The sequence below is a fragment of the Halopiger djelfimassiliensis genome (assembly GCF_000455365.1).
Classification (GTDB): domain Archaea; phylum Halobacteriota; class Halobacteria; order Halobacteriales; family Natrialbaceae; genus Halopiger_B; species Halopiger_B djelfimassiliensis.
The window spans coordinates 133,753-157,065 of sequence record NZ_HG315687.1 but is presented as its reverse complement, the minus strand read 5'-3'; the positions used below and the strand labels follow the sequence as shown (position 1 = coordinate 157,065).

The 23,313-nt window shown below is 66.1% G+C and carries 24 protein-coding genes; 13 read left to right on the top strand and 11 right to left on the bottom strand.

The annotated features are described in order from the left end of the window. The first annotated feature begins 57 nt into the window (after nt 1-57). Entirely contained in the window at nt 58-3,168 is a 3,111-nt protein-coding gene (locus tag TX80_RS16170) for a DUF4350 domain-containing protein (protein WP_049924280.1), read from the top strand. Between the two features lie 18 nt (nt 3,169-3,186). On the opposite strand, the gene TX80_RS16165 is transcribed toward TX80_RS16170, so the two are convergent. Then, the gene (locus TX80_RS16165) at nt 3,187-4,299 is read right to left on the bottom strand and encodes a glutamate-cysteine ligase family protein (RefSeq protein ID WP_049924279.1); all 1,113 of its coding nucleotides are present in this window, start codon (nt 4,297-4,299) and stop codon (nt 3,187-3,189) included. Nucleotides 4,300-4,793: 494 nt separating this feature from the next. Here TX80_RS16165 and TX80_RS16160 point away from each other — a divergent pair, with 494 nt between their 5' ends. The 4 genes from TX80_RS16160 (at nt 4,794) to TX80_RS16140 (ending at nt 7,796) form a co-directional block, all read left to right on the top strand. Next, nucleotides 4,794-5,417: a VOC family protein gene (locus TX80_RS16160; RefSeq protein WP_049924278.1), complete on the top strand. Its 624-nt coding sequence runs from the start codon at nt 4,794-4,796 to the stop codon at nt 5,415-5,417. Further along, nucleotides 5,414-6,055 (top strand): alpha/beta hydrolase, encoded by a 642-nt coding sequence (locus TX80_RS16155; protein WP_049924277.1) that lies wholly within the window; start codon nt 5,414-5,416, stop codon nt 6,053-6,055. Before TX80_RS16160 ends, TX80_RS16155 begins: the two co-directional genes overlap by 4 nt. A gap of 474 nt (nt 6,056-6,529) precedes the next feature. After that, nucleotides 6,530-7,192: an HD domain-containing protein gene (locus TX80_RS16145; protein WP_049924275.1), complete on the top strand. Its 663-nt coding sequence runs from the start codon at nt 6,530-6,532 to the stop codon at nt 7,190-7,192. Nucleotides 7,193-7,535: 343 nt separating this feature from the next. Continuing rightward, on the top strand, nt 7,536-7,796 hold the full coding sequence (locus tag TX80_RS16140; RefSeq protein WP_081661649.1) for a hypothetical protein: 261 nt from the start codon (nt 7,536-7,538) through the stop codon (nt 7,794-7,796). Nucleotides 7,797-8,330: 534 nt separating this feature from the next. On the opposite strand, the gene TX80_RS16130 is transcribed toward TX80_RS16140, so the two are convergent. The 3 genes from TX80_RS16130 to TX80_RS19140 form a co-directional block, all read right to left on the bottom strand. After that, nucleotides 8,331-9,413: an aminopeptidase gene (locus tag TX80_RS16130; RefSeq protein WP_049924273.1), complete on the bottom strand. Its 1,083-nt coding sequence runs from the start codon at nt 9,411-9,413 to the stop codon at nt 8,331-8,333. Nucleotides 9,414-9,493: 80 nt separating this feature from the next. Beyond that, nucleotides 9,494-9,727 (bottom strand): hypothetical protein, encoded by a 234-nt coding sequence (locus TX80_RS16125; RefSeq protein WP_049924272.1) that lies wholly within the window; start codon nt 9,725-9,727, stop codon nt 9,494-9,496. Nucleotides 9,728-9,731: 4 nt separating this feature from the next. Further along, a complete protein-coding gene (locus TX80_RS19140) occupies nt 9,732-9,869 on the bottom strand; it encodes a hypothetical protein (protein ID WP_154658687.1) in 138 nt (45 codons plus the stop codon). Between the two features lie 177 nt (nt 9,870-10,046). On the opposite strand from TX80_RS19140, the gene TX80_RS16120 reads away from it, so the two are divergent. Then, nucleotides 10,047-11,066, top strand: coding sequence for a threonine aldolase family protein (locus TX80_RS16120; RefSeq protein ID WP_049924528.1), 1,020 nt, complete (start codon nt 10,047-10,049; stop codon nt 11,064-11,066). 43 nt (nt 11,067-11,109) lie between these two features. Here TX80_RS16120 and TX80_RS20035 read toward each other — a convergent pair whose 3' ends face one another. The 4 genes from TX80_RS20035 to TX80_RS16105 all read right to left on the bottom strand — a co-directional run bounded on the left by TX80_RS20035 (nt 11,110) and on the right by TX80_RS16105 (nt 13,251). Then, nucleotides 11,110-11,241: a DUF7859 family protein gene (locus TX80_RS20035; RefSeq protein ID WP_268258154.1), complete on the bottom strand. Its 132-nt coding sequence runs from the start codon at nt 11,239-11,241 to the stop codon at nt 11,110-11,112. A gap of 336 nt (nt 11,242-11,577) precedes the next feature. After that, complete coding sequence (locus tag TX80_RS16115) at nt 11,578-12,090, bottom strand: metallophosphoesterase (RefSeq protein ID WP_049924271.1); 513 nt, start codon at nt 12,088-12,090, stop codon at nt 11,578-11,580. A gap of 53 nt (nt 12,091-12,143) precedes the next feature. Beyond that, nucleotides 12,144-12,560 carry a hypothetical protein gene (locus TX80_RS16110; protein ID WP_049924270.1) on the bottom strand — a complete coding sequence of 139 codons (417 nt, stop codon included), beginning with the start codon at nt 12,558-12,560 and terminating at the stop codon, nt 12,144-12,146. A gap of 85 nt (nt 12,561-12,645) precedes the next feature. After that, nucleotides 12,646-13,251, bottom strand: a complete 606-nt coding sequence (locus TX80_RS16105; RefSeq protein WP_049924269.1) for a class I SAM-dependent methyltransferase — start codon at nt 13,249-13,251, stop codon at nt 12,646-12,648. Between the two features lie 133 nt (nt 13,252-13,384). Between TX80_RS16105 and TX80_RS16100 the strand changes: the two genes are divergently transcribed. Next, nucleotides 13,385-15,532 carry an ATP-dependent DNA helicase gene (locus TX80_RS16100; protein WP_049924268.1) on the top strand — a complete coding sequence of 716 codons (2,148 nt, stop codon included), beginning with the start codon at nt 13,385-13,387 and terminating at the stop codon, nt 15,530-15,532. A gap of 51 nt (nt 15,533-15,583) precedes the next feature. On the opposite strand, the gene TX80_RS16095 is transcribed toward TX80_RS16100, so the two are convergent. From TX80_RS16095 to TX80_RS16085, 3 genes are read right to left on the bottom strand one after another with little or no spacing between them, the layout of a single operon-like run. Next, nucleotides 15,584-15,937, bottom strand: coding sequence for a hypothetical protein (locus TX80_RS16095; protein ID WP_049924267.1), 354 nt, complete (start codon nt 15,935-15,937; stop codon nt 15,584-15,586). 55 nt (nt 15,938-15,992) lie between these two features. Further along, complete coding sequence (locus tag TX80_RS16090) at nt 15,993-16,493, bottom strand: 2'-5' RNA ligase family protein (protein ID WP_049924266.1); 501 nt, start codon at nt 16,491-16,493, stop codon at nt 15,993-15,995. Nucleotides 16,494-16,545: 52 nt separating this feature from the next. Further along, entirely contained in the window at nt 16,546-16,731 is a 186-nt protein-coding gene (locus TX80_RS16085; RefSeq protein WP_049924265.1) for a DUF7554 family protein, read from the bottom strand. A gap of 88 nt (nt 16,732-16,819) precedes the next feature. Between TX80_RS16085 and TX80_RS16080 the strand changes: the two genes are divergently transcribed. From TX80_RS16080 to argC, 6 genes are all read left to right on the top strand, one after another. Next, a complete protein-coding gene (locus tag TX80_RS16080) occupies nt 16,820-17,914 on the top strand; it encodes a DUF7343 domain-containing protein (protein ID WP_049924264.1) in 1,095 nt (364 codons plus the stop codon). 293 nt (nt 17,915-18,207) lie between these two features. After that, nucleotides 18,208-19,437, top strand: a complete 1,230-nt coding sequence (locus TX80_RS16075) for an argininosuccinate synthase (RefSeq protein ID WP_049924263.1) — start codon at nt 18,208-18,210, stop codon at nt 19,435-19,437. A gap of 2 nt (nt 19,438-19,439) precedes the next feature. Next, the gene (gene argH, locus TX80_RS16070; protein ID WP_049924262.1) at nt 19,440-20,945 is read left to right on the top strand and encodes an argininosuccinate lyase; all 1,506 of its coding nucleotides are present in this window, start codon (nt 19,440-19,442) and stop codon (nt 20,943-20,945) included. A 249-nt stretch (nt 20,946-21,194) separates the two neighbouring features. Beyond that, complete coding sequence (lysW, locus tag TX80_RS16065; RefSeq protein ID WP_049924260.1) at nt 21,195-21,359, top strand: lysine biosynthesis protein LysW; 165 nt, start codon at nt 21,195-21,197, stop codon at nt 21,357-21,359. After that, entirely contained in the window at nt 21,356-22,237 is an 882-nt protein-coding gene (gene lysX / locus TX80_RS16060) for a lysine biosynthesis protein LysX (RefSeq protein WP_049924259.1), read from the top strand. Before lysW ends, lysX begins: the two co-directional genes overlap by 4 nt. Next, nucleotides 22,237-23,313, top strand: coding sequence for an N-acetyl-gamma-glutamyl-phosphate reductase (gene argC / locus TX80_RS16055; RefSeq protein WP_049924258.1), 1,077 nt, complete (start codon nt 22,237-22,239; stop codon nt 23,311-23,313). The genes lysX and argC overlap by 1 nt, the downstream gene beginning before the upstream one ends.

The following is a 23,313-nucleotide window of genomic DNA, read 5'->3' as shown; positions in this document are numbered from 1 at the left end:
ATACTCCACCATCTTCCAATTACGAAGTTTTATTGAAAAAAGGGACGCAGGGCGCGCATGGACTCGTTTCGATCCAGAAGAGAGGACGGTATCGATCGGCGGTCGTTCGTCTCGTTGCTCGGTGCCGGAACGGGGCCGCTCGCCCTGCCGGGAGCGGCGGGGACGTCGAGCGCCGATACGGGCGCAGGGACGAGCGCGAACGACGGGCTCGAGGCCCTGTCGTTTTACTCGACGGCCGCGCAGGTGAGCGCGGACGGCGGGCCGCTGACGGACGGGGACCACGTCGTCGCCTGGGCATCGACGGACGCGTCCGTCGTGATCGCGGACGACGGCACGGACGAGGGTGACGTCGTCCGCTACGAGGACGAGCGGATCCCCCTGATCGCACGGGACGGGAACGTGCTGGGGATCGGCAGCGCCGGCTTTCTCAGCGACGAGCACGGGGGGTTCGACGTCGGAAACGAGCAGTTCATGCTCAACGTCTGGGACGAACTGCTGGGACCGGACAGTACGGTCCTGTGGGACGAAAGCCACGAGCAGTACTGGGACCTCGCGAGCCACGGGATTTTCCGGCGCTACGCCGAGGGCAACGGCTACGAGCTGCGGGCGCTCGAGGAGTTCGAGACCGGCGGCGCGAGCCTCGAGTGTTACTCGACGGCGAGTCAGCTGTCGCCGGACGGGGGCGCGCTTACCGAAGCGGCCGTCGACGCGGCCGACGGGCTGGAGGTCCTCGCGTGGGCACCGGAGTCGGCGACGAACGGCGACCGGACCGGCGACGACGGGTACCACTATGCCGACGACGAGCGGATACCCCTGATCACACGGGACGACCGCGTGGTCGGGTTCGGTGCACCGCTCGTGACCGATGAAAGCGACCACGACGAGAACCGGACGTTCGTTCGCAACGTCTGGGACGCGGTGATCGACGGGGAGACGGTCTACTGGGACGAGAGCCACGACCAGTATTACGATACGGGGCGGTTCGAGACGTTTATCCACGAGGTCGAAACGGCGGGCTACACCGTCGAGGCTACCACCGATCTGCTCGCGGTGCTCGAGGGCGAGCGCGACGCCGACGCGGTCGTGATCACCTCGCCCGCGACGTCGCTCACCGACGCGGAACTCGCGGCCCTCGAGTCGTTCGTCGACGACGGCGGCGCGGTCTTGCTCCACGATCAGTCGGATTACGGCGACCACGACGAGACGGCGGCCCTGAACGAGATCGCCGACGCGCTCGGGCTCGGGTTCCGGTTCAACGCCGACCAGGTCGAGGACGACGCGACCGGCTGGGACGAGCACGTGTTCACGACGACGGCCATCGACGAAACGTACCTCGGGGGCGGGGCGTCGAGTCTCGCGGACGCGGACGGACTCGTGATCACCACGCCTCGGTGGGAGTTCGAGGAGCCGGAACTCGCGGCCCTCGAGTCGTTCGTCGAGGACGGCGGTGCCGTGTTCCTGTTCGATCAGTCCGACTTCGGCGGGAACGACCGAACGGCGGTCATGAACGACATCGCCGAGCGGCTGGATCTCGCCTTCCGGTTCAACGGCGGGCAGGTCGAAGACGAGACGCACAACGCGGGACCGGCGTACGTCCCGCTCGCAACGGCGTTTTCGGGACCGGAGGCCTACTTCGCGGCCCGTGACGGCGTCGGTATCGAGTTCGAACGGGACGGGGAGTACTACGGCCGGGTCGTCCGCGTGTTCGACGGCGACACCGTCGAGATCGAATTCGACACCGAGTACGGCTATCGCGAGAGCGTTCGGAACGTCGGCGTGGACACCGCGGAGACGCCGCCGTCGGACAACGACCCCGAGGAGTGGTTCGGCATCCCCGACGACGCCGACGACCACCTCGAGTCGTGGGGGAAGAAGGCAAGCGAGTTCGCGCTCGAACGGCTGGCACCCGACGGCGCGGGGATCGACGAACCCGATATCGAGGGCCGTCGCGTCACGGTGACGTTCGACGATTCGGAGCCGGTTCGGGGGAACTACGGGCGATTGCTCGGCTACGTCCACTACGATCCGGACGACTTCGAGGCGGATCCCGGCGACGGCTCGTTCTCCGAGACCTACAACCGGGAGCTGATCGCGGAGGGGTACGCCCGCGTGTACTCCTCTGGATTCGGGACACACGACGAGTTGGCCGCACTCGAGGAGGAGGCCCTCGCCGCCGGACGGGGCGTCTGGTCGGCGGCCGACCTCGACGCGCTACCGGAGAAACGCAACGACCCCGTCGACACCCTGTTCGTCCCGTCGGCCCGGAGCGTTCACAGCACTCGGAGCGACGACGGCCACCTGCCTGACGATCGGGTCCCGGTCGCGGCGTCCCCGAGCGCCGAACAGCGACTCGCGGCTGGCGTCGCGTACGACGGGGACATCCCGCTGGTCGGGGTCGACGAGCAACGCCGCGTCGCGCTGGTCGGCGGACTCCTGATCGACGAAGCGTACGAGGCCGACGAAGGGTTCGGCGTCGATACGAGCGGGTACGGGAACTTCCCGTTCCTGACGAACCTCATCGACTACCTCTCGGAAACCGACGGCGACGTGATCGTCGCCGGCGGCCAAGGACAGTTCGGTGCCGAGGGATCGCTCTCGCTCGAGGATTGCAGGTACTACCTCCGGTATCTCGAGGGCGTCGGGACGCGACTCCGGCAGATCAACGACCTCGCGGAGACGCTGCCCGCCGAGGAACGGACCCCGCGTGCCGTTCTGGTCACCGCGCCCGTTCGCGAACTCGAGTGGGAGGAACTGCTCGCCCTGCGCGAGTTCCGCAACGACGGCGGAGCCGTCGTCTTGCTCGGAAGCGCGGCCGCATCGACCGAACACACCAAGCACCTCAACGACCTTGCGTCCCGACTGCGGACGGACCTCCGGTTCAATCAGGACGCGGTCGTCGACGACGAGCGGAATCTCGCCGGCGATCCCACAGTGCTCGAGACGACGGCGTTCGACGACTCGTTCCCGCTGTTCGACGCCTACGAGCCGAACGAGGACGAGCAGCCGGAACGCGACGACACCGAGTGTCCGGGCAACAGCGGAACCGCACCCGGTCATCGCGGGAACAGCCCTGGAAACAGCGGAAACGCGCCCGGTCACGACGGTGTCTGTCCCGGCAACGCCGGAACGCCGCCGGGACACCGAGGGAACGGCCCGGGCAATAGCTGACGGCCCTCGACTACGGGTTCAGGCGGAAGCGCGCCGGTTCTCGAGGTCGGCCTCGAGCCGACTCGCAGCGTCGAGACGGAGGGCCTTCGCGCGCCGTCTCGAGAGTTGCGAGGTCCGCGATCCGATCGAATCCGGGTCGAGGAGACGATCGGCGAGTGGCTCGTACGCCGAGGGTGTAAAGCCGCGTTCCTGCAGATAGTACCGGACGGTCGCGTCCGCGATCCCGCCGGAGATGGCGGCGTCGGTGATCGTCTCGACGGTATCGAACTCGGGGAGTGACACGGGGTCGGCCCCGCCGTCGGAAGACGGCGATTCGGCGTCGCCGATCGTGGTACCCCGAGCGTCGGCGTGCGTGACGATCGATCGCACCGCGGCGGCGAGACGGAGGACCTGACTCGGCAGGGCCGCGTCGGGCGAGCGCCACTCGACCGTCGGCATCGCCTCGCGCAGCCGGACCGGCGTCCAGACCGCATCGTAGGGGTCGAACTCGTCGTCGAAGCGGGGCGGATCGACGCCGCGCTCGAGCGCCCGCTCGCGAAAGCACGCGTAGGCGTTCTCGAGGCGGGTCTCCCACTCCGCGACGCTGTCGACGTAGGGCCAGAGCTGTCCCTGCTCGGGGCAGGCGTCGTAACACGAGCGCCGGTAGAGAAACGGGCGCGCACACTCGATGAGTCGCTCGCCGCGGTAGTACGACGAACTGTTGACGAGCGCGAAGGCGGGATCGAGCGCCGTGAGCGTGTTGAGTTGATCGACGACGTTCGACCGTTCGAAGTGGATGTGCGTGCCGGCACAGACGCGGGCGTCGTCGAACGCCGGCCCCACGATCCGGCGCTGGAGGTCGGTCCCTCGCTTCTCGCGGTAGGGAATCTCCGACGGCCCGGCGTGCAACGGCGTCGCCAGCGGGACGAGCCGCTTGTCCTGCTCGTGGGCCGTCTCGAGCACGTCGGCGTGGAGCCCGACGAACTCGTCCCGGAGGGCGGTCAGCGACGTGCAGGGAGTGGTCTTGAGTTCGATCATCGGCTCGACGAACTCCGGATCGACCCGCTCGGAGACGTCGAGCAGCGCTTCGGGGGGTGCCAGATCGCCGTCCGTATCGACGACCCAGTACTCCACCTCGAGACTGGTTTTCATGGATATCGCTGTTGGATCGTGGTCCACGTCGGCCCTCGAGCAAGCCGTCACCGGGCCGCTACTGGTGGCCGGACGCCGATACCGGAACACGTATCGAGCGCACCGTCGTCGCCGGCGTCCGGGGCTGGTTCCGTGGTGTGGAGTACGGGATAGGGGGGTGCGACGTGAAGCCGCTGAGCCTGCGTGTGCCGGGCGGATCGACCCGCCCCGTCGAGCGGCGGCCGTAATCCGGCCTCAGCGGCCGATAACACCCGTGTTACGTGGTTGGGGCGGCGTCTCTGCTGGATTCATGGCGGTGCAGTAACACTGTGTGACTACCAGTGGACGACACGACCCGATGCCCGACACCGGGGGTGAGAGCCGCCGACGACGATACTGCTGGCACAGCACTCAACCGGCTCTCGAGCGTCCGTCGATGCCGCGGCCGCGATATCGACGGTCCCGACGGCACGCCCCGTCGGCGAACCGACCGCAGCGACCACCGAACTCCGATAATGTCCGACGAATCCCACCATCCAGTCACGACCGACCGACCCGACAGTCCGTTTCAGACGACGGGAACCGACCACATCACCATCTGGGGGAGCAACGCCGAGGATACGATCGCGTTCTACCGCGACCTCCTCGGAATGCCCCTCGTGTTGCGACAGCCAAACCTCGACGACCCCTCCCAGACACACCTGTTCTTCGATACGGGTGACGGACGGATCCTGACGGTGTTCGTCAGCGACGACCGGCCGTCGAACCCGCGGGGACAGCGCGGCGGCGTCGGAGCCGTCCACCACCTCTGTTTCAGCGTCGATCCCGACACCTACGAGGACGTCATGGCGGCGCTCGAGGACGCCGGCCACCGGTACAACGTCTTCGATCGAGGGATCTTCCACTCGATCTACACCACCGACAACAACGGACTGGTCATCGAACTCTCTGCCGACAAGTACGAGATCCCGGACGACCGCCGCGGCGAGGTGCTGGCGACGGCCCAGCGACTCCGCGAGGAGGACGGCGCGGAGTACGCCAAGGACGACCATCTTCGGAGAGCGATCGAGGCCGTCGGTCTCGAGGTCGTCGAGTACGACCTGCCGGACGCCAGCGCGGGCGTCGGGGGTGTCGAATGACCGACGACGGCCCCCATCAGGACCAGCGGCTCGTCACCGGCGGCACGCCGCTCGAATCCGCCGAGGCGGCGCTCGTGCTCGCCCACGGACGCGGTGCGACCGCCCGAGGGATGATCCAGTTGGCCGACGAGGTCCACCGCGAGGGCGTCGCGTTCCTCGCGCCGCAGGCGGCCGGACAGACGTGGTACCCCGACTCGTTTCTCGCGCCCGTCGAACGGAACGAGCCCGGCCGAACCTCGGGACTGCAGGCGATCGCGGACGCGATCGACGAGGCCGGAGACGCCGGGATTTCGCCCGAGCGCGTCATGCTGGTCGGCTTCTCGCAGGGCGCGTGTCTCGCCAGCGAGTTCCTCGCCCGAAACCCGCGACGCTACGGCGGGCTCGCCGCCCTGAGCGGCGGCCTCATCGGCGAGGAACTCGACGACGAGTACCCCGGCGATCTCGAGAGCACCCCGGTTTTTCTCGGCTGTAGCGACGTCGATCCCCACATTCCCGAGACGCGAGTCCGCGAGACGGCCGCCGTCTTCGAGTCGATGAACGCCGACGTGACGATGCGACTCTACGAGGGAATGGGCCACGGCGTCAACGAGGACGAGCTCGAGGCCGTCGCCGAGATGGTCGGGGCTCTCGTCGCCTGACGCAGGGTTCGGAACGCGCTCGACGAGGAATACCGTCCGTATCGGGGGTCTCGGTCCCGCGCCTTTTTGAGCGGGAGATGTGTGGGATAGCTTATGATAGAACGGAGCTCACCACCGTGGGATCACTCCTTACGACGTTCAGCATCCGCGTCGTCGTCTACCTGAGTATATTCGCCGGCATCGAGATCGTCAACAACAGGAGGGCCAGCGACGCGTAGTTCCACCCCGTGACGGGACGTACTTCGGGCGTGTGAAAAGGTTCGTATCTTCTCGAGGCCCTCACGGATTCGACGACCGTCATAACGGAGTTCTCAACGGCACGGAACGCGTCCCATCGCCGCCTGATTCCGCTCGCGGTGATCGATTCGAGGACGGCCTCGAACGTCGAAAGCACCCGGTTACCGTACTCGTTTCGTACTGTCGCCTGCAAATTCCACAACGACTATACTACCGGTAGCGAAAATTTCGTAACTCATGGATTCGGAATTAGGGACTCTTGCTCGAGAGTTGTCGAGACCGTACTACGACGATGCCCTCCCGGCACACGATCGGTTCCACGCCAAACGGGTCCGGGAGTTGTCGCTTCGGCTGGCAAGCGAGTGCGAGGGATCGGTCGAGAGGGACGTCCTTTCCGCAGCGGCGTGGTTTCACGACATCGGGCGGCCGCGGGAGCGGACGGGGGAGATCGACGATCACAACGACTGGGGCGCGACGGAAGCGGCGACACTGCTCGAGGCCGAAGAGGTCGCATCCGACCGGATCGAGGCCGTCACACGCTGTATCCGAGCGCACAGTATTCGGTCGCGCTCCCCGGAACCGGAGACCCTCGAGGCGAAACTCCTCTTCGACGCGGACAAGTTGGAAGCGACCGGAGCGGTCGGGATCGTTCGGCTGGCCTGTATCGTCGGCGAGCGATCGGGACGGGCAGGCGAACGGTACGCGGTGCTCGACAGGCCGTCGGGGCACGGGATGGCGGCGTCCGACTGTCCGGACATCACGCTCCTTCGGGAGTGGGCGACGGAGCGGCTGGACGCGTTGTACACGGCACCCGGACGCCGCCTCGGCGAGTCCCGGCGGGAGGTCATGGCGGAGTTCTTCGCGCAGTTCGAGCGCGAAAGCCGGGCGGAGGACGAATAGCGGCGCTCAAGCCGCCACCGACCGCCGCTCCCGGTTGTGGTCGCAGTCACAGTCCGCGGCCCCGATGGCAGTCCCGACGACGGCGACGAATACTAGCACGGCCTCGATGCGATCCGCCGGAGCCGGCCGACTCGAGCGCGCTATGCCGCCTATCTCCGTTATTTCTGGAATGATCCAGTAGGTATAAGTGAAATAACATTAACAATCAGAATGGAAGCCCGTCTCCATCGGGGTACACAAATGCCCCGGGTGCAAGGACACCCGAGACGCGGCTTCCAAACCCTCCGAGGTTTGAAAGCATGATTCCGTACATTCTGACGGGATATAAACGTCCCGCAAGCCCGTGGAACAGCCTCTCCCGAACAGCAGCGCGCTCGAGCGGCCACTGGCCGCGATGGTGGTGAGTCCGATGGACGAAACCGAAACCGCCGACCGGTCCGTCGCGGAGCCGGGTAATCGGCTCGAGTCGACCCACCCGACGCCGCCCGCGAACTGCCCGCTCTGTGGCCGGTCGCTGACGACGGTCACGATCCGCGGGCCGATGGAGGGAATCGTCAGTCCCTGTGGCTGCCGGCTGCCGCCGAAGGTGCTCTTGGACGGCTGACGGTCGCGCCGTCCGTCTCGAGTCCCGACGACAAGCCGGAGGCGGGGCCGTTGCGGCCGAAGCGTCAGAACGCGTCACCGCTCCCACTCCTTCGGCGTCTCCGATTCCGTCGACATCTCCCATTCCGACCCGAAACCGGGACTCGAGGTCGGCGGGCGCAGTCCCACGGTCGACCCCGGTTTGCTTCGCGGATTGAAAATTGTAATAAAGCTTTTATTACACAGCACACAACTAGGAATCGTAGGCACTGACCCCGGCCCCGAACGACTCCCGGCGCGCCGGTCTTTTGTCGTCGGCCGATCCGACATCCCATCCGACTCGAGACCCATCGTCACGTCGGACGGGCCGTCGGCGACGGCCGCCCACGCGAAAACGTCGATGAAAAAGCCGCTCGTTCCCGTCGTCACTCGCGGTTGCTACTCCTCGAAGACGAACGTCCCACTCCGAACTTTTTCCGCTCAGGTTGCCTTCGGCAACCGTTCGCGCAAAAACTTCGATGAAAAAGCCGCTCGTTCCCGTCGTCACTCGCGGTTGCTACTCCTCGAAGACGAACGTTCCGTCCTCCTGAACCCGTTCGCCGTCGACCTCGATGAACGAATCCTCGCTCATGTCGACGATCATGTCGACGTGGACCGCGGAGTCGTTGGCCTCGTTGCCCTCGCCGACGGTGTCGTCGTAGGCCCGGCCGACCGCCATGTGGACGGTGTCGCCCATCTTCTCGTCGAACAGCATGTTGTAGGTGAACCGGTCGATGTCGCGGTTCATCCCGATTCCCAGTTCGCCGAGGCGGCGCGCGCCGTCGTCGGTGTTGAGTACCTCGGTAAGGACGTCCTCGTTTTTCGCCGCCGAGTGCTGGACGACCTCGCCGCCCTCGAACTCGAGGTAGACGTCCGTGATCTCCCGTCCCTGATGGTACAGCGGCATATCGAACAGTACCTCGCCCTCGACGCTGTCGGGTTCGGGAGCGGTGAAGACCTCGCCGCCCGGCAGGTTGTGCTCGCCGTGGTCGTTGATCGTCGGGTTCCCGTCGACGGACATCGTCACGTCGGTCGTGTCGCCGCTTTTGATCCGGACTTCCTCGGCGGGATCGAGGATTTCGACCATGTTCGCCTGGTGTTCGCGCTGTTCCTCCCAGTCCTTGTTGACCGCGTCCCAGACGAAGTTCTCGTAGACCTCCGTGGACAGCTCGGCGAGCTGGGCGTTCGCCGGTGCAGGGTACTGGGTGAGACACCACCGCTTGCCGAGGCGCTCCTCGAGGATCGGGCGCTTTGCCTGCTGGTAAGCCGCGCTGGTTTCGGGATCGACGTCGCTTGTCTGGGTGACGTTGTCGCTTGCCCGAATGGCGATGTAGACGTCAGTGTGTTCGATGAGCGCGAGTTCGTGCTCGGGGGTTTCGAACTCGCCGTCGGCCGCGCGGAGGAAGGCACGACGCTGGCGTTTGCCGGCACGCTGGGTCGTCGTGAGCGGGTTCGCGCCGTAGTCCCCGACCACTTCGTGGAGCGCAACGACCAGATCCTCGGCGACGGGATGGGCGTCGATGACGACGTTGTCCCCCGCCTGCAGATCGACCGAATGGCTGGCGATGATCTCGGCGTGTTCGCGGATGCGTGGATCCATAGCTGGCAATTTCTGCCACCGGAGGGAAACTATTTTCGAATCGAAATACGACAGCGCGAGCGACTGTCGAACGGATTCGCTCATCGATCACTCCCGCCATCAGCCAGAACCACCCCCAGATAGATCGACGCGAACGCACATCCCGTGCCGACGAAAAACGCGACGGTAAACGGCGACTCGAGAGCGACCGCGCCGTCCTCGAGCAGCCAGCCGCCGAATCCGACGACGAGCAACGCAAACGCCAGGGTTCGTAAGGCGAGGACGAGACGGGTAGCGCGGGTGTACTGCCGCGTCGTGGCATCGGATTCGGACATGGAGTCACCCGACCCGAGGGCGACCGTCCGGCGGCTTCGATCCGGTCCGATAGTCGAACTCCCCCCTGAACGAGGTTGTCGCCGTCAGTATCAGCGTAAACGGTGCGACGAGTCCGACGGCGATCTGGAGCGGGGAACCCATACTAGTTCGTCCGTCAGTATTCGTGTTGAAATTTCCGCTCGGTTGTCATCGTCGGTTCCCGGACCGACCCCGCTACCCGAGGTCGCACTGGCGCTCGAGGCAACCGAGCGAGCGTTCGGGACGGCAACGGACGGACAGGTCGCCGACTATTTCACCCCGCAACTCGCTACGTCGACCATGATCGATCTGCGCTCGGATACGGTGACGAAACCCGACGAGGAGATGCGCGAGGCTGCCCGTACCGCCGAGGTCGGCGACGCCGTCTACGACGAGGACCCGACGGTCAACGAACTCGAGAGACGAGCGGCCGATATCGTCGATATGGAGGCCGCACTGTACGTTCCGTCGGGGACGATGGGAAACCAGATCGCGGCTCGCGTCCACACCGAACGCGGTCAGGAAGTGCTCGCCGATCGAAAGAGCCACGTCGTCACGTACGAACTCGGCGGCTTCGCCCAGCACGCCGCGTTGCAAGTCCGGATGCTCGATGCCGGTCCGCGGGGCGTCCCGACCCCCGAACAGGTCGCCGCGGGCTACATCGAGGAGGACCTCCACCGAGCGGGCACCGGACTGCTCTGTCTCGAGAACACGCACAACGCCCGCGGCGGACTCGCGATCGAACCTGCGGCCATCGCCGACGCGGCGGCGGCGGCCCACGAGCGTGACGTTCCGGTCCACCTCGACGGAGCGCGCCTGTTCAACGCCGCGACGGCCCTCGACGTTCCGGGTACCGATCTCACGGAGCCGGTCGATTCGGTCATGTTCTGTCTCTCGAAGGGGCTGGGTGCGCCCGTCGGCTCGATGCTCGCGGGTTCGGCCGAGTTCATCGACGCGGCACGCCGAACGCGGAAACTGTTCGGCGGCGGACTCCGACAGGCCGGACTCATCGCCGCGCCGGGGCTGTGTGCCCTCGAGAACGTCGACGATCTCGAGACGGATCACGAGAACGCTCGGCGACTCGCGGACGGGCTCGCGGCTATCGACGGTTTCGATGTCAAAGCGCCCGAGACGAACATCGTTCTCGTCGACGTCTCCGAGACGGGACGCGAGCCCGAAGCCGTCCTCGAGCGGCTTCGGGAACGGGATGTCGTGGCAACGCAGTTCGGACCGACGACGGTGCGGTTCTGTACACACCGGAACGTCGACCGCGAGGACGTCGATCTCGCGCTCGATCGGATCGCGGAGACGTTCGGCTAACGCCGGGAACATCGGCCGAAGCTGTCGATCGTGCGGGCGGCTCTCAGCGGCCTTCCATGCCGTCGCGGAACTCGAGGATCGTCCGACGTAACAGCAGGTACGAGAAGAAGACCAGCGAGAGCAGGATTACGACGACCGCGATGATGACCGGATCGTCAGGGATGAGGCCCAGCATACGCGGCCGGTACAGTGTCAGTGTGCAAAACCGTTTCGACGTTGTACGAGCGGGCCGAGAACGACGGAGCCGGTCGCCGGACTGCAGGTAACTAAAACCGGATTTTTACCTTACGCTGACTATATCCGTTGACCCACCGTAGACTGAGATGCGGCTCGATCATCGGCCTCCGCCCGAGACGATCGAGAACAGCCCAGCCGTAGCGTACCGTCCCCGTCTTCCGACAGCCCGTGCGCCCCGTTTGGTCCCTCGCTGACGTTCCGCCCTCCGCTGTCGCCCTCCGAGACGACCCCGCTGACGTCGATGACGGACGCTATCGAATCCGCCCGCAGTCGATCACTTCTGTCGAACCTCGAACGACTCCACGAGCGTCCCGTCCGGTTCGCGGATCGTCCCCTCGAGCACGTCGTCACCGTCCTCGAGAACGGCAAACCCCGGCCTGTGACCGCGTGGCTGGGCGTGACTGCCGGGATTGACCAGCAACACGTCGTCGGTTTCGGTCACCGTCGGGCGGTGGGTGTGGCCCGAGACGACGACGTCGGCGTCCCGCGAGCGTCCGAACATCGCAAGCCCCGTTTCGCCGCCGTCGCGGCGGTGTGTTACGGCAAACCGGACGCCGGCCGCTTCGACGACCCGGGCCGTCGGCAACCGCTCCCGGATCGCCGCACCGTCGGCGTTCCCGTGGACCGGAAACAACAGGTCGCACGTTTCCTGAAAGGCCTCGAGCGCCGCCTCGCTGGTGAAATCGCCCGCGTGGATCACCGTCTCCGCGTTCCGGGCCGCGGACAGGGCGTCGCCCTCGAGTTCGTGACCGTGGCTGCTGTGCGTATCGGCGAAGATCGCGATCATGGCCGGAACTTCGAGACCGGGCGTGACGTTCCTTTCGACCTGCTATCGAGCGGTCACGTCGAGGGATCGCCCCCATCGGCGCTGTCGTCGTAGCCGGCGACGACCGTGGTTCCCGGTGGTCGATCGTTCAACACCGCCTCGACGGTCGTCTCCGCGAGGTCGACGGTCGAGAGCAACGGTTCCCAGCCCTCGTCGGTTTCGGCCGCGACGGCAACGTCGGTCGGACTCGCCCCCGGCGGAAGTTCCGACGGATCGTAGACGAGCGACACGCGAACGGCCTCGATCGCTTTCAGTTCGTCGAGCGCGACCAGATCGACGGGTTCCGAGAGCGCGTCGACCGGCGGCTCCCGCGCGCTCTTTGCGAGGCCGAACGCGTCGGGGACGACGCCAGCGACGACGGCGACGCGAGCGCCGGCCGACTCGAGTGTGAACTCCGCGATGTTGCTCGAATCGTACCCCGGGATGGTCATATTCGAGGCGTTGGCTTGGACACGTTTGTCGCTGTACCGCGCGATAGCCGGCCGGGGATCGCTGACGGCGACGTGAAACCGCGGGCTACCGCTGGGAACCGCCCTCCGTCCCGTCCGGCTCGACACCGGCGAGGACCGAGACCCAGTTCGCTTCGGTCTCGACGAACAGCGGATCGAACCCGACGTCCGTGACGATCGAGCGGATTTCGTCCGCGCGGTAGTACTCGAAGTGCCTGTCGCGTGACTCGCCGACACTCGTCGGGGCGCGTTTGACCAGGAGGAAAGCGACGCCGTCGGGACGGAGCACTCGGCGGAACTCGCGCAAGGTCGCGGTCGCGTCCGATCGGGGGACGTGCAGGAACGACGCGGAACTCCAGACGCCGTCGAACGCCGCGTCGTCGAACGGCAGATCACGCATGTCGCCCCGGACGAACGACGCCCTCGAGTCGCGGTCGCGCGCCGCCTGCAGGAACGACGACGTCGGATCGAGCCCGGTTACGTCGTACCCGGCGGCTTCGAACGTCGAAACGTCCGATCCGGGGCCGCAGCCGACGTCCAGCAGTCGGTCACCGGCGAGCGCGTCGAAAAACGGCTCGCCGTACCGGGCGGCGACCGATTCGGACCGGTACTTCCGGACGTACGCGTCGGCGTTTGACTCGTATTCCTCGATCGTTCCGGAGATCGGATCCATAATTCTACGTTTCAAATGTCGATAACATACTCGTTGGGGTGACGATCCGGAACGAACGCCAACAGTCACGCGAGACGAATCCTTTTATCGCAGTGGGAACCTATCGTACGCTGTGTCCGACACAGCCGGGTACATGCGCTTTTTCCCGTACGACCAGCCCTACGAGAACCAGCGCGAGGCGATGGACCGCATCTACAACTCGCTGGTGCGTGGGCAGGACGTCCTCTTCGAGGGGGCCTGCGGAACGGGGAAAACGCTCTCGTCGCTCGTGCCGGCCCTCGAGGTCGCCCGCGAGGAGGACAAGACGGTCGTCATCACGACCAACGTCCACCAGCAGATGCGCCAGTTCGTCGCCGAAGCCCGCGCGATCACCCGCGAGGAGCCGATCCGTGCGGTCGTCTTCAAGGGCAAGGGGTCGATGTGTCACATCGACGTCGGCTACGAGGAGTGTCAGGCGCTGCGGGACAACACCCGTGCGCTGGTCGACGCCGAACGCGACAAACGGCAACTCGAGCGCCGCCAGCGCGAACTGCTCGCGGAGAGCCAAAGCGGCGACGAGGCCGCGGCCGACGCCCGCAGCGCCGTCATGGACGAACTCGAGACCATCGAGGACCGGCTCGAGGACCTCGAGGACCAGAACGTCTGTGACTACTACCGAAACAACCTGACACGGGACACGGACGGGTTTTTCGGCTGGCTGTTCGACGACGTCCGGACGCCGGACGACATCTACGAGTACGCCGAGCAACGACAGCTGTGTGGGTACGAACTCCTCAAGGAAGGCATCGAGGGCGTCGATCTGGTCGTCTGTAACTACCACCACCTGCTGGATGGCACGATTCGGGAACAGTTCTTCCGCTGGCTGGGCCGCGATCCCGAGGACGTCATCGCCGTCTTCGACGAGGCCCACAACGTCGAGGACGCCGCCCGCGAGCACGCGACCCGGACCTGTTCGGAGCGAACCTTCGACGCCGCGCTGGACGAACTCGCCGATACCGACGACCCGCGCTCGGAGGACGCCGCGAACGTCCTCTCGGCGTTTCACCGCGCGCTCGTCGAGACCTACGAGGAGTCGTTCGGCTTCGGCGAGCGGGAACGGATCGACGAGAACTGGGAGGACGTCCCCATCGCCAACGAGGATCGCCGTGACGACCTCACGATGGAGTTCCTCCAGCGCTACTCCGGACAGGGGATCGAGGCGGATCTCGAGGCGGCGATGAAGCTCGGGCAGGAACTCGACGAACAGTACGAGCAAGCCTACCGGGAGGGCGAAACCGCCACGCGAACGGAGTGTCAGACCCTGCAGGCAGGGGCCTTCGTCAGCGCGTGGATGAACGAGGGCGCAAAGGAGGGCCTGTATCCGGTCGTCTCCGTCACCCGCGACGCCGGAACCGACGAGGTCTACGGCCGAGCGGAGCTGTACACCTGTCTCCCGCGTCAGGTCACCGGTCGCCTGTTCGAGGAGGTGTCGGCGACCGTGTTGATGAGCGCAACCCTCCAACCGTTCGATGTGACCGAGGACGTACTGGGGCTCGAGGATCCGGTCACGATGGCCTACGGGCTGCAGTTCCCCGCGGAAAACCGCCGGACGTACGCCGTCGAGACGCCGCCGCTTTTCGCCTCGGATCGGGACGACCCGGCGGTTCAGGAGGAAGTCGCCGAGACCATCCACGACGCCGCTCGCATGACCCCCGGCAACACGCTCGCGTTCTTCCCCAACTACGGCGAAGCGTCCCGGTACGCCGAGCGCCTCGAGCGGCGGGGCGAAACCGTCTATCTGGACGAGCCGGGCGTGGCCGTCGAGGAGGAACGACAGGCGTTCGTCGACGACGACGACGCCGTGCTGTGTACGTCGCTGTGGGGAACGCTCGCGGAGGGGGTGAGCTTCGACGGGGACGATGCCCGCACGGTGCTCGTGGTCGGCGTCCCGTACCCCCACCTCGACGACCGTGCCGAGGCCGTCCAGGAGGCCTACGACGCGGCGTTCGAGGGAACGGAGACGGGCTGGCGCTACGCCGTCGAGATCCCGACCGTCCGAAAGACGCGGCAGGCGCTGGGTCGGGTCATCCGCTCGCCGGAGGACGTCGGCGTTCGTGCGTTGCTCGATCGGCGCTACTCGGGGTCGGCCAAATCGGATCTCGGAAGATACAGCGTCAACGGCACGTTCCCTCACGAGGAACGCGAGGAACTGCTCGACATCGAACCGGAGAAGCTCAAGTTCGCGATGCTCAACTTCTACGGCGATCACGGCGCCTACGACGGCGACACGCCGTCGCCCTGAGAGAAACGCCGACCGGAGACTCTCGCCGTCTGTCTGCGGGCCGGAGACCGGTTACTCGATGGTGACGTGTGCGACGCCGTTCGTCACCATCGCGACGTGTGTGCCACCGTGATCGACCGTCAGATCGAACGTTTTCGACTCCGAGACGGACCACGTATCGATCACGCCTTCCTCGGCGTGATCGAGGCGAAACGAGATCGAGTCGCGTTCCAGACCCGATTCGTCCTCCGGCTGGCGTATTTCTTCGACCGTGACCGACACGGTCAGTTCGGCCCCTTCCGAGGCCGAGAACTCTACCCGTTCGTCCTCGCCGATCGTCGTATCGACTCCGTCGTCGGCGAGGAGGCCGCTGCAGCCGGCCAACGGAACCACTGCCGCGAGCGAAAGTGCCGTTCGTCGACGCATGCGACGAGATACCGAGACACGTGTATAATAGCTTCTGGCCGCTCGAACGCGGATGTCAGGCCGGCAAGGAGACACGGCTCACTGGGAGTTTGTACGCCCCGTCCCAGAACTCGAGTTCGCTGACCGTCCACCGGATCGGATCGATGTCCCGCTCGGCGAGCCGGCGGGCGGTCTCGAGATCACCGCCGCGGGCCAGCGTCACGTGGGGGACGTAATCGGTCCCCTCGAGGCCGTCGACCGCCTCGAAGGAGTCGGTGAGATCGGCGTGGATCGTCTCGAGACCGGGACTCTCGACGGCGAGGTAGACGACGGGAGCCGAGCCGAGCGGCGGGTCCTCGAAGTAGTCGATACCCGTAATCCGCGCCTCGACGGCGGGTGCGCCCTCGAGCGCGCGGTGTGTGCGGTGCTGAAGCTGGGCGACGTGGTCGGCGTCGCCGAGGCGCTTGAGCAGACACGAGTGGTCCTCGCGGACGGTGTCGAACCCGACCAGCTCGGGGTAGAGCTCGTTTGCGAGGGTTCGAACGCGACCGGGGACCGGAACGTTGACGCTGTACACTGCACTCACGGTAGGAGCGGTCGACGTATGAGTCTAGCGTTCTCTCGAGTCCTCAGAGCCGGTCGAGCAGCCACAGGACGACGACGAGGCCGACGACCAGCAACAGGAGCGGACGCAACAGCTGGACGGCCCAGCTGAAGAGGATCCCGACGATCTCGAGGACCAGCAGGACGGCGACCAGCGCGAGGACGATCTTCAGGAGCGTCTCGACCGCGAGCGAGCCACGAATGTCGAGCATATACGTTCGGATACGAAGACCGGTTTGAAAAACGCTCCGTCGGGACCGTCGGAAAGACCTATTTAGCCGGCACGGGGAGTGTGACGTAATGGATGTAAGGGGGCTACGGGCCCTGCTTTGCGTGTTCGTAGTGGTTGGGTGCTTGGTGGCGCTCGTTCCGGCGGCCTCGCAGTCCGCGCTGGGGGAGACCGGGGTACAACGAGTGACGCTCCAGGAAGAGCCCACCGAGAGCGAGCAGCTCGACGAGGCCGACGAGGTTCATATCGACGTCTTCCTCCACGAGAACAGATCGGCGACGTTCGTCATCGATTACCGGTTCGAGAACACGTCGGCGGAGTCGTGGGAGCGGCTTCAGACCGGCGTGGAGGAGAACCCAGATGCGTACGCCGCCGCCGAGAGAGCCGACTGGACCGAGATCCTCGAAGCCGGTGAGAGCAAGACGGAAGAGACGATGGAAATCACGAACGTCTCGGTGACCACCGAGACGAGTTCCGCACCGCGACATCTCGGCCACGTCGAGTTTACGTTCGAGTGGCAATCGTTCGCCTACGTCGAACTGAATCGAATGGAGGCCGGGAGCGCGCTGGCGGGCTTTACGCTCGTCGACGACACGACGTTACGGGTCTTCCCGCCCGACGGGTACGTCGTCCACGAGGTCGAACCGACGCCGGACGATCCGCCGGAGGACGCGGTTTTCTGGGCCGGTGACGGGACCGAATTTACCGACGACCAGCCGTTGATCGTGATGATCGAGCAGTCCGAGGACGGCGAAACGCCGGCCGGCGGCGACGGCGGACCGTCGATGCCGTGGCTCGCCGTCCTAGCTGCACTCTCGGTGCTCGTGACCGTCGGTGCTGTCGGGTGGTGGCTCACCCGCGACCGTCGCGAACAGCCGACCGGCGGCGCGAACGGGACCGCCCACGCGGTAACCGATGGGGCGGCGGACCGCACCGAGTCGAACGGGCCGCCGCCGGAGCTGCTGAGCAACGAAGAACGCGTCCTGCAGCTGCTCGAGAGGCGGGGCGGCCGGATCAAACAACAGGAAGTCGTCTCGGAACTGGACTGGACCGAAGCCAAGACGAGTCAGGTCGTCGGCGGACTGCGGGAGGACGGCGAGATCGAAGTCTTCCGGATCGGCCGGGAGAACGTCCTCACCCTGCCGGACGAAGAGATCGAAGAGTGACAGGTAACGCTTGCCACTCGAGTAGGGTTTAAGTAGCTTCGGTTTCTTATGCGGTACCAATGAGCCGCTCCGTCGGTCGTTCGGTTTCCGTTTTCGGTACCGATGGAGCCGTCGCGCCGCGACGACCGCGACGACCGGGCCGTTGAGCCCGTACTACATTACTCACCCTTGCCCCGGTTGCTTTCGATTCCCGAAAATCCTCGATTTTCTCGCGTAGAGTGCTCTATACCACTAATTTTCGTAATCTTAACCAATGAATTTAAGTCCCTCCTGCCGTTTCACTCGAGTACGATATGACCCGCGTGGCACTTGCGTTCTCGGGCGGCCTGGACACGACTGTCTGTGTGCCGCTGCTCGAGGAGGAGTACGGATACGATGACGTGATCGGCGTAACAGTAGACGTCGGCCAGCCGGCCGAGGAGTTCGCCGAAGCCGAAGAGACCGCCGAAGCGCTCGACCTCGATCACTACGTGGTCGACGCGAAAGACGAGTTCGCACAGCTCTGTCTCGAGAGCGTTCGTGCGAACGCGACCTATCAGGGCTACCCGCTGGGAACGGCGCTTGCCCGCCCCGTGATCGCGAACGCGATCCTCGAGGTCGCACGCGAACAGGACTGTACCGGCATCGCACACGGCTGTACCGGGAAGGGAAACGACCAGTTGCGCTTCGAAGCCGTCTGGCGTGACTCCGATCTCGAGGTGATCGCGCCCGTCCGCGAACTCGGCCTCACGCGCGAGTGGGAACAGGAGTACGCGGCGGAGAAAGGACTGCCCGTCGAGGGCGGCAACGAGGGCGACTGGTCGATCGACACCAACCTCTGGAGTCGCTCCGTCGAGGGCGACGACCTCGAGGACCCGAGCTACGTCCCGTCGGAGGAGATCTACGACTGGACCAGCCCACCCACCGGCGAGAGTCAGGAGATCGAGATCGTCTTCGAGGAGGGCTATCCCGTCGCCGTCGACGGCCAGCAGTACGAACCCGTCGACCTCATCGAGTCCCTCAACGACCTCGCCGGCGCGTACGGCGTCGGGCGGACGGACACGATGGAGGACCGCATGCTCGGGCTGAAGGTGCGCGAGAACTACGAACACCCCGCCGCGACGACGCTTTTGAACGCCCACGAGGCCCTCGAGGGGCTCGTACTGACCCAAGAGGAACGCGAGTTCAAGCAGTTGATCGACCAACGCTGGTCGAAGAAGGGCTACGAGGGGCTGATCGACGCGCCGCTGGTCGACGCGCTCGAGAGCTTCATCGACGAGACGCAGACGCGCGTGACGGGGACGGTGACGATCCGCTTCGAGGGCGGACAGGCCCGTCCGGTCGCGCGTGACAGCGAGTTCGCGGCCTACTCGGCCGAACACGCGTCCTTCGACACCGAAACGGTCGGCAAGATCGAGCAGGCCGACGCCACCGGCGTCGCGAAGTACCACGGCTTCCAGCGTCGCCTCGCGAACGCGGTATCGACGGCGGACGAGGACGACGACGCCGTCGAGATCGCCACCGACGGAAGCGGCACTGAGTGACCATGACCGGAGAGAAAGCCCACGAGATGGTGGCCGACGGTGACGGCATCGACGGCGACGAGAGCGTCGTCCGGCGAGACCGCTTCAGCGGCGGCCCCGCCCGGAGCTTTCTCTCCTCGCTCGAGGCGGATCGCCGGATCTTCGAGGCGGATCTGGCGGTCGACCGGGCGCACGTCCTCATGCTCGCCGAACAGGGGATCATCGAGGACGACGTGGCGGGGCAAATCCTGACGGCGCTCGACGCGATCGAGGTCGACGGCCACGGCTCCCTGCCCGACGGCGAGGACGTCCACGAGGCGATCGAGACGGCCGTCATCGACCGTATCGGCGACGACGGCGGGAAGATGCACACCGCGCGCTCGCGCAACGACGAGGTCGCGGCCTGTATTCGCTACCGCCTTCGGGAAGGCGTCCTGGAAGCCATCGAGACGACGCTCGCGCTCCGGGAGTCGTTGCTCGCAGTGGCCGACGAGCACCGCGAGACGGTCATGCCCGGCTACACCCACCTCCAGCCCGCACAGCCGACGACCGTCGCCCACTGGGCGCTCTCCTACGAAGGAGCCGTGCGCCGCGATACGGCGCGGCTGCTCGAGGCCTACGGCCGGATCAATCAGTCGCCGCTCGGCGGGGCCGCCTTCGCGGGGACGACCTTCGACATCGACCGCGAGCGCGTCGCCGAACTGCTTGGCTTCGACGGGATCGTCGAGAACTCGATGGACGCCGCCTCGAGCCGGGACGTCCTGCTCGAGACGGTGCAGGCGCTGTCGACCCACGCGACGACGCTGTCGGGGCTTGCGGAGGACGTCGTGATCTTCGCGAACCGCGGATTCGTCGATCTCTCGGACGACTACGCGTCGACGTCGTCGATCATGCCCCAGAAGAAAAACCCCGACACGCTCGAACTCGTCCGCGCGGTCGCGGGCGACGCCGCAAGCGGCGTTCAGGGGCTGACGACGACGCTTACGGGACTACCCCGCGCGTACAACCGCGATCTCCAGCGGGCGACCACCCACGCGTGGGAGACCGTCGACGCGGTCGTCGAGGCCAGCGAGGTCGCCGCCGGGGCGGTGGCGACCGCCGACTGGAACGAGGAGACCCTCGCCGCCGAAGCCGACGCGGGGTTCTCGACGGCGACCGGCGTCGCGGACCTGCTGGCAGCCAACGGCCTGCCGTTTCGCAGCGCCCACGAAGTCGTCGCCGTGGCCGCCGAAACGATCGCGGAATCGAACACCGGGGAGGGCGATGCGCTCGAGGCAGCCGCGGCGGAGGTGCTTGGCGAATCGCTGTCCGCGTTCGTCGACCCCGACGCCGTCGAGGACGCCCTCGATCCGGCCGAGAGCGTTGCGAGCCGCGACTCGCGGGGCGGACCCGCGCCCGACGCGATCGTGCCACAACTCGAGGCGGCCCGCGAGGCCCGCGACGCCCACGAGGCGACGCGGTCGGCGGAAGCCACGGCGCTCGAGGACGCCCGCGTGGCGCTCCGCGAGGAGGTGAACGGCTATGTCTGAGTGTCGCGTCCGTCGGAAGCCACGCGAACCGCGACCGTCGCGCGCCGGAAAACCCCGGCCCTGCGAGCGAACGGGGGCCCCGCTCCCGCCGCCGTCCCCGCGAGGGGACTAATTACCAAACTAATGATATAGAATAGGACCAAGCGTGAAATAATCCACTTTTGCACCGTTAGAGTGCAGTATACGATATATAACTAATTTTATAAGTTCGAAGGGTTTAAGGGGTATCAGCGCCCAGTTGGGAGTACAATGACAGAATGCGTCGAGTGTGGGGCGGAACTGTCCCTGCACGACGATCTGGAAACGGGTGAGATCGTTGACTGTACGACCTGCGGTGCCGAACTGGAAGTCATCGACACCGAGCCACCAGTCCTCGAGCGAGCACCCGAGCTCGAAGAGGACTGGGGTGAGTGACCTTGAAGGTAGGAATCCTCTACTCCCGGATCCGCAAAGACGAGAAGCTCCTGCTCGCGGAGCTTCGCGACCGCGATCACGAGATCACGAAGATCGACGTCCGCAAGCACACCTTCGAGATCGGCGAAGTCCCCGAGGCGTTTGCCGATCTCGACCTCGTCGTCGATCGCTGTCTCGCCACCAGCCGGAGCCTGTACGCCACGACGTTCTTCGAGGCCGACGGCGTCCCGGTGGTCAACAGCCACGAGACGGCCGAGATCTGCGCCGACAAGGTGAAAAACAGCCTCGCGCTCGAGCGCGCTGGCGTTCCCACGCCCGCGACGAAGGTGGCGTTTACCAAAGAGAGCGCGATGGACGCCATCGAATCGTTCGGCTACCCCTGTGTGCTCAAACCCGTCGTGGGATCGTGGGGACGGCTGATGGCCAAGATCGACTCCCGGTCGGCCGCCGAGGCCATCCTCGAGCACAAGGCGACGCTGGGCCACTACGAGCACAAGGTGTTCTACGTCCAGGAGTTCGTCGCGAAACCCGGACGTGACATCCGCGTGCTCGCGACCGACGGCGAGCCAATCGCCGCGATGGTCCGCTCGTCGGACCACTGGATCACCAACGCCGCGAAAGGGGCCGAGACGGACGCCTTCGAACTCGACGACGAGGCCCGCGAACTCGTCGAGAAGGCAAGCGACGCCGTCGGCGGTGGACTGCTGGGCATCGATCTGATGGAGACCGGCGACTCGTATACCGTCCACGAGGTCAACCACACCGTCGAGTTCAAGGCCCTCGACGACGCCGTCGAGACCGACGTCGCGGCCACCGTCGTCGACTGGCTCGAGGAGAAAGCAAACGCCGTCGACGACGAACTCGAGGTGAGCGCCTGATGGCGGTCGGCACCGAGATCGGGGCCGACGAGAACGCCGAGGCCGTCACCGCGACGATCATCGGCGGTTCGGGGTTTACCGGCGGGGAACTGCTGCGTCTGTTGGCGGGCCACCCGAACGTCGAACTCGCCGAGGTCACCAGCCGGTCGAAAGCCGGCAAGAGCGTCGGCTCGGTCCACCCGCCCCTTCGCGGGACGGACCTGCGCTTTACCGGCCCCGACGATCTCGAGAGCGTCGACGTCCTGTTCGCGGCGACGCCCCACGGCGTTTCGATGGACCGGATCGACGAGTTCTTCGAGCACGCCGACACCGTCGTCGACCTCTCGGCCGACTTCCGCCTCGAGAGCGAGACGCAGTACGACGAGTGGTACGACGGCCACGACGCACCCGAGTACTTGGCGAAGGCGGAGTACGCCCTGCCCGAGATCAACCGCGAGAACCTCGCGGGGGCCGAACTGATCGCCGGCGGCGGCTGTAACGCCACCGCCACCATCCTCGGGCTGTACCCGCTGTTCGAGCACGACATCCTCGACGGGAGCGAGCGGATCGTCGTCGACGTAAAGGTCGGCTCCTCGGAAGGCGGGGCCGGTGGCGGCGAGGCCTCGAGCCACTCCGAACGGTCGGGCGTGGTGCGCCCGTACGCGCCGATCGGTCACCGCCACGAAGCCGAGATCGAACAGTTCCTCGGTGCCTCGGTCGCGTTCACCTGCCACGCCGTGGACATGGTTCGCGGCGCGAGCGCGACGAGCCACGTCTTCCCGAGTTCGCCCGTCTCGAAGGGCGACCTCTGGAACGCCTACCGCGGCTGTTACGAGGACGAGCCGTTCGTCCGCATGGCCGCCGGCGGCTCCGGCGTCTACCGCTACCCCGAACCGAAGGCGGTCGCCGGCACCAACCTCGCCGAGGTCGGCTTCGAACTCGACCCCTCGAACGAGCGCGTCGTCGTCTTCTCGGCGATCGACAACATGATGAAGGGATCGGCCGGGCAGGCGGTCCACGCCGCCAATATCGCACTGGGACTCGAGGAGACCGCCGGACTCGAGTTTACGGGGCTCCACCCCGTGGGGGCACCCTGA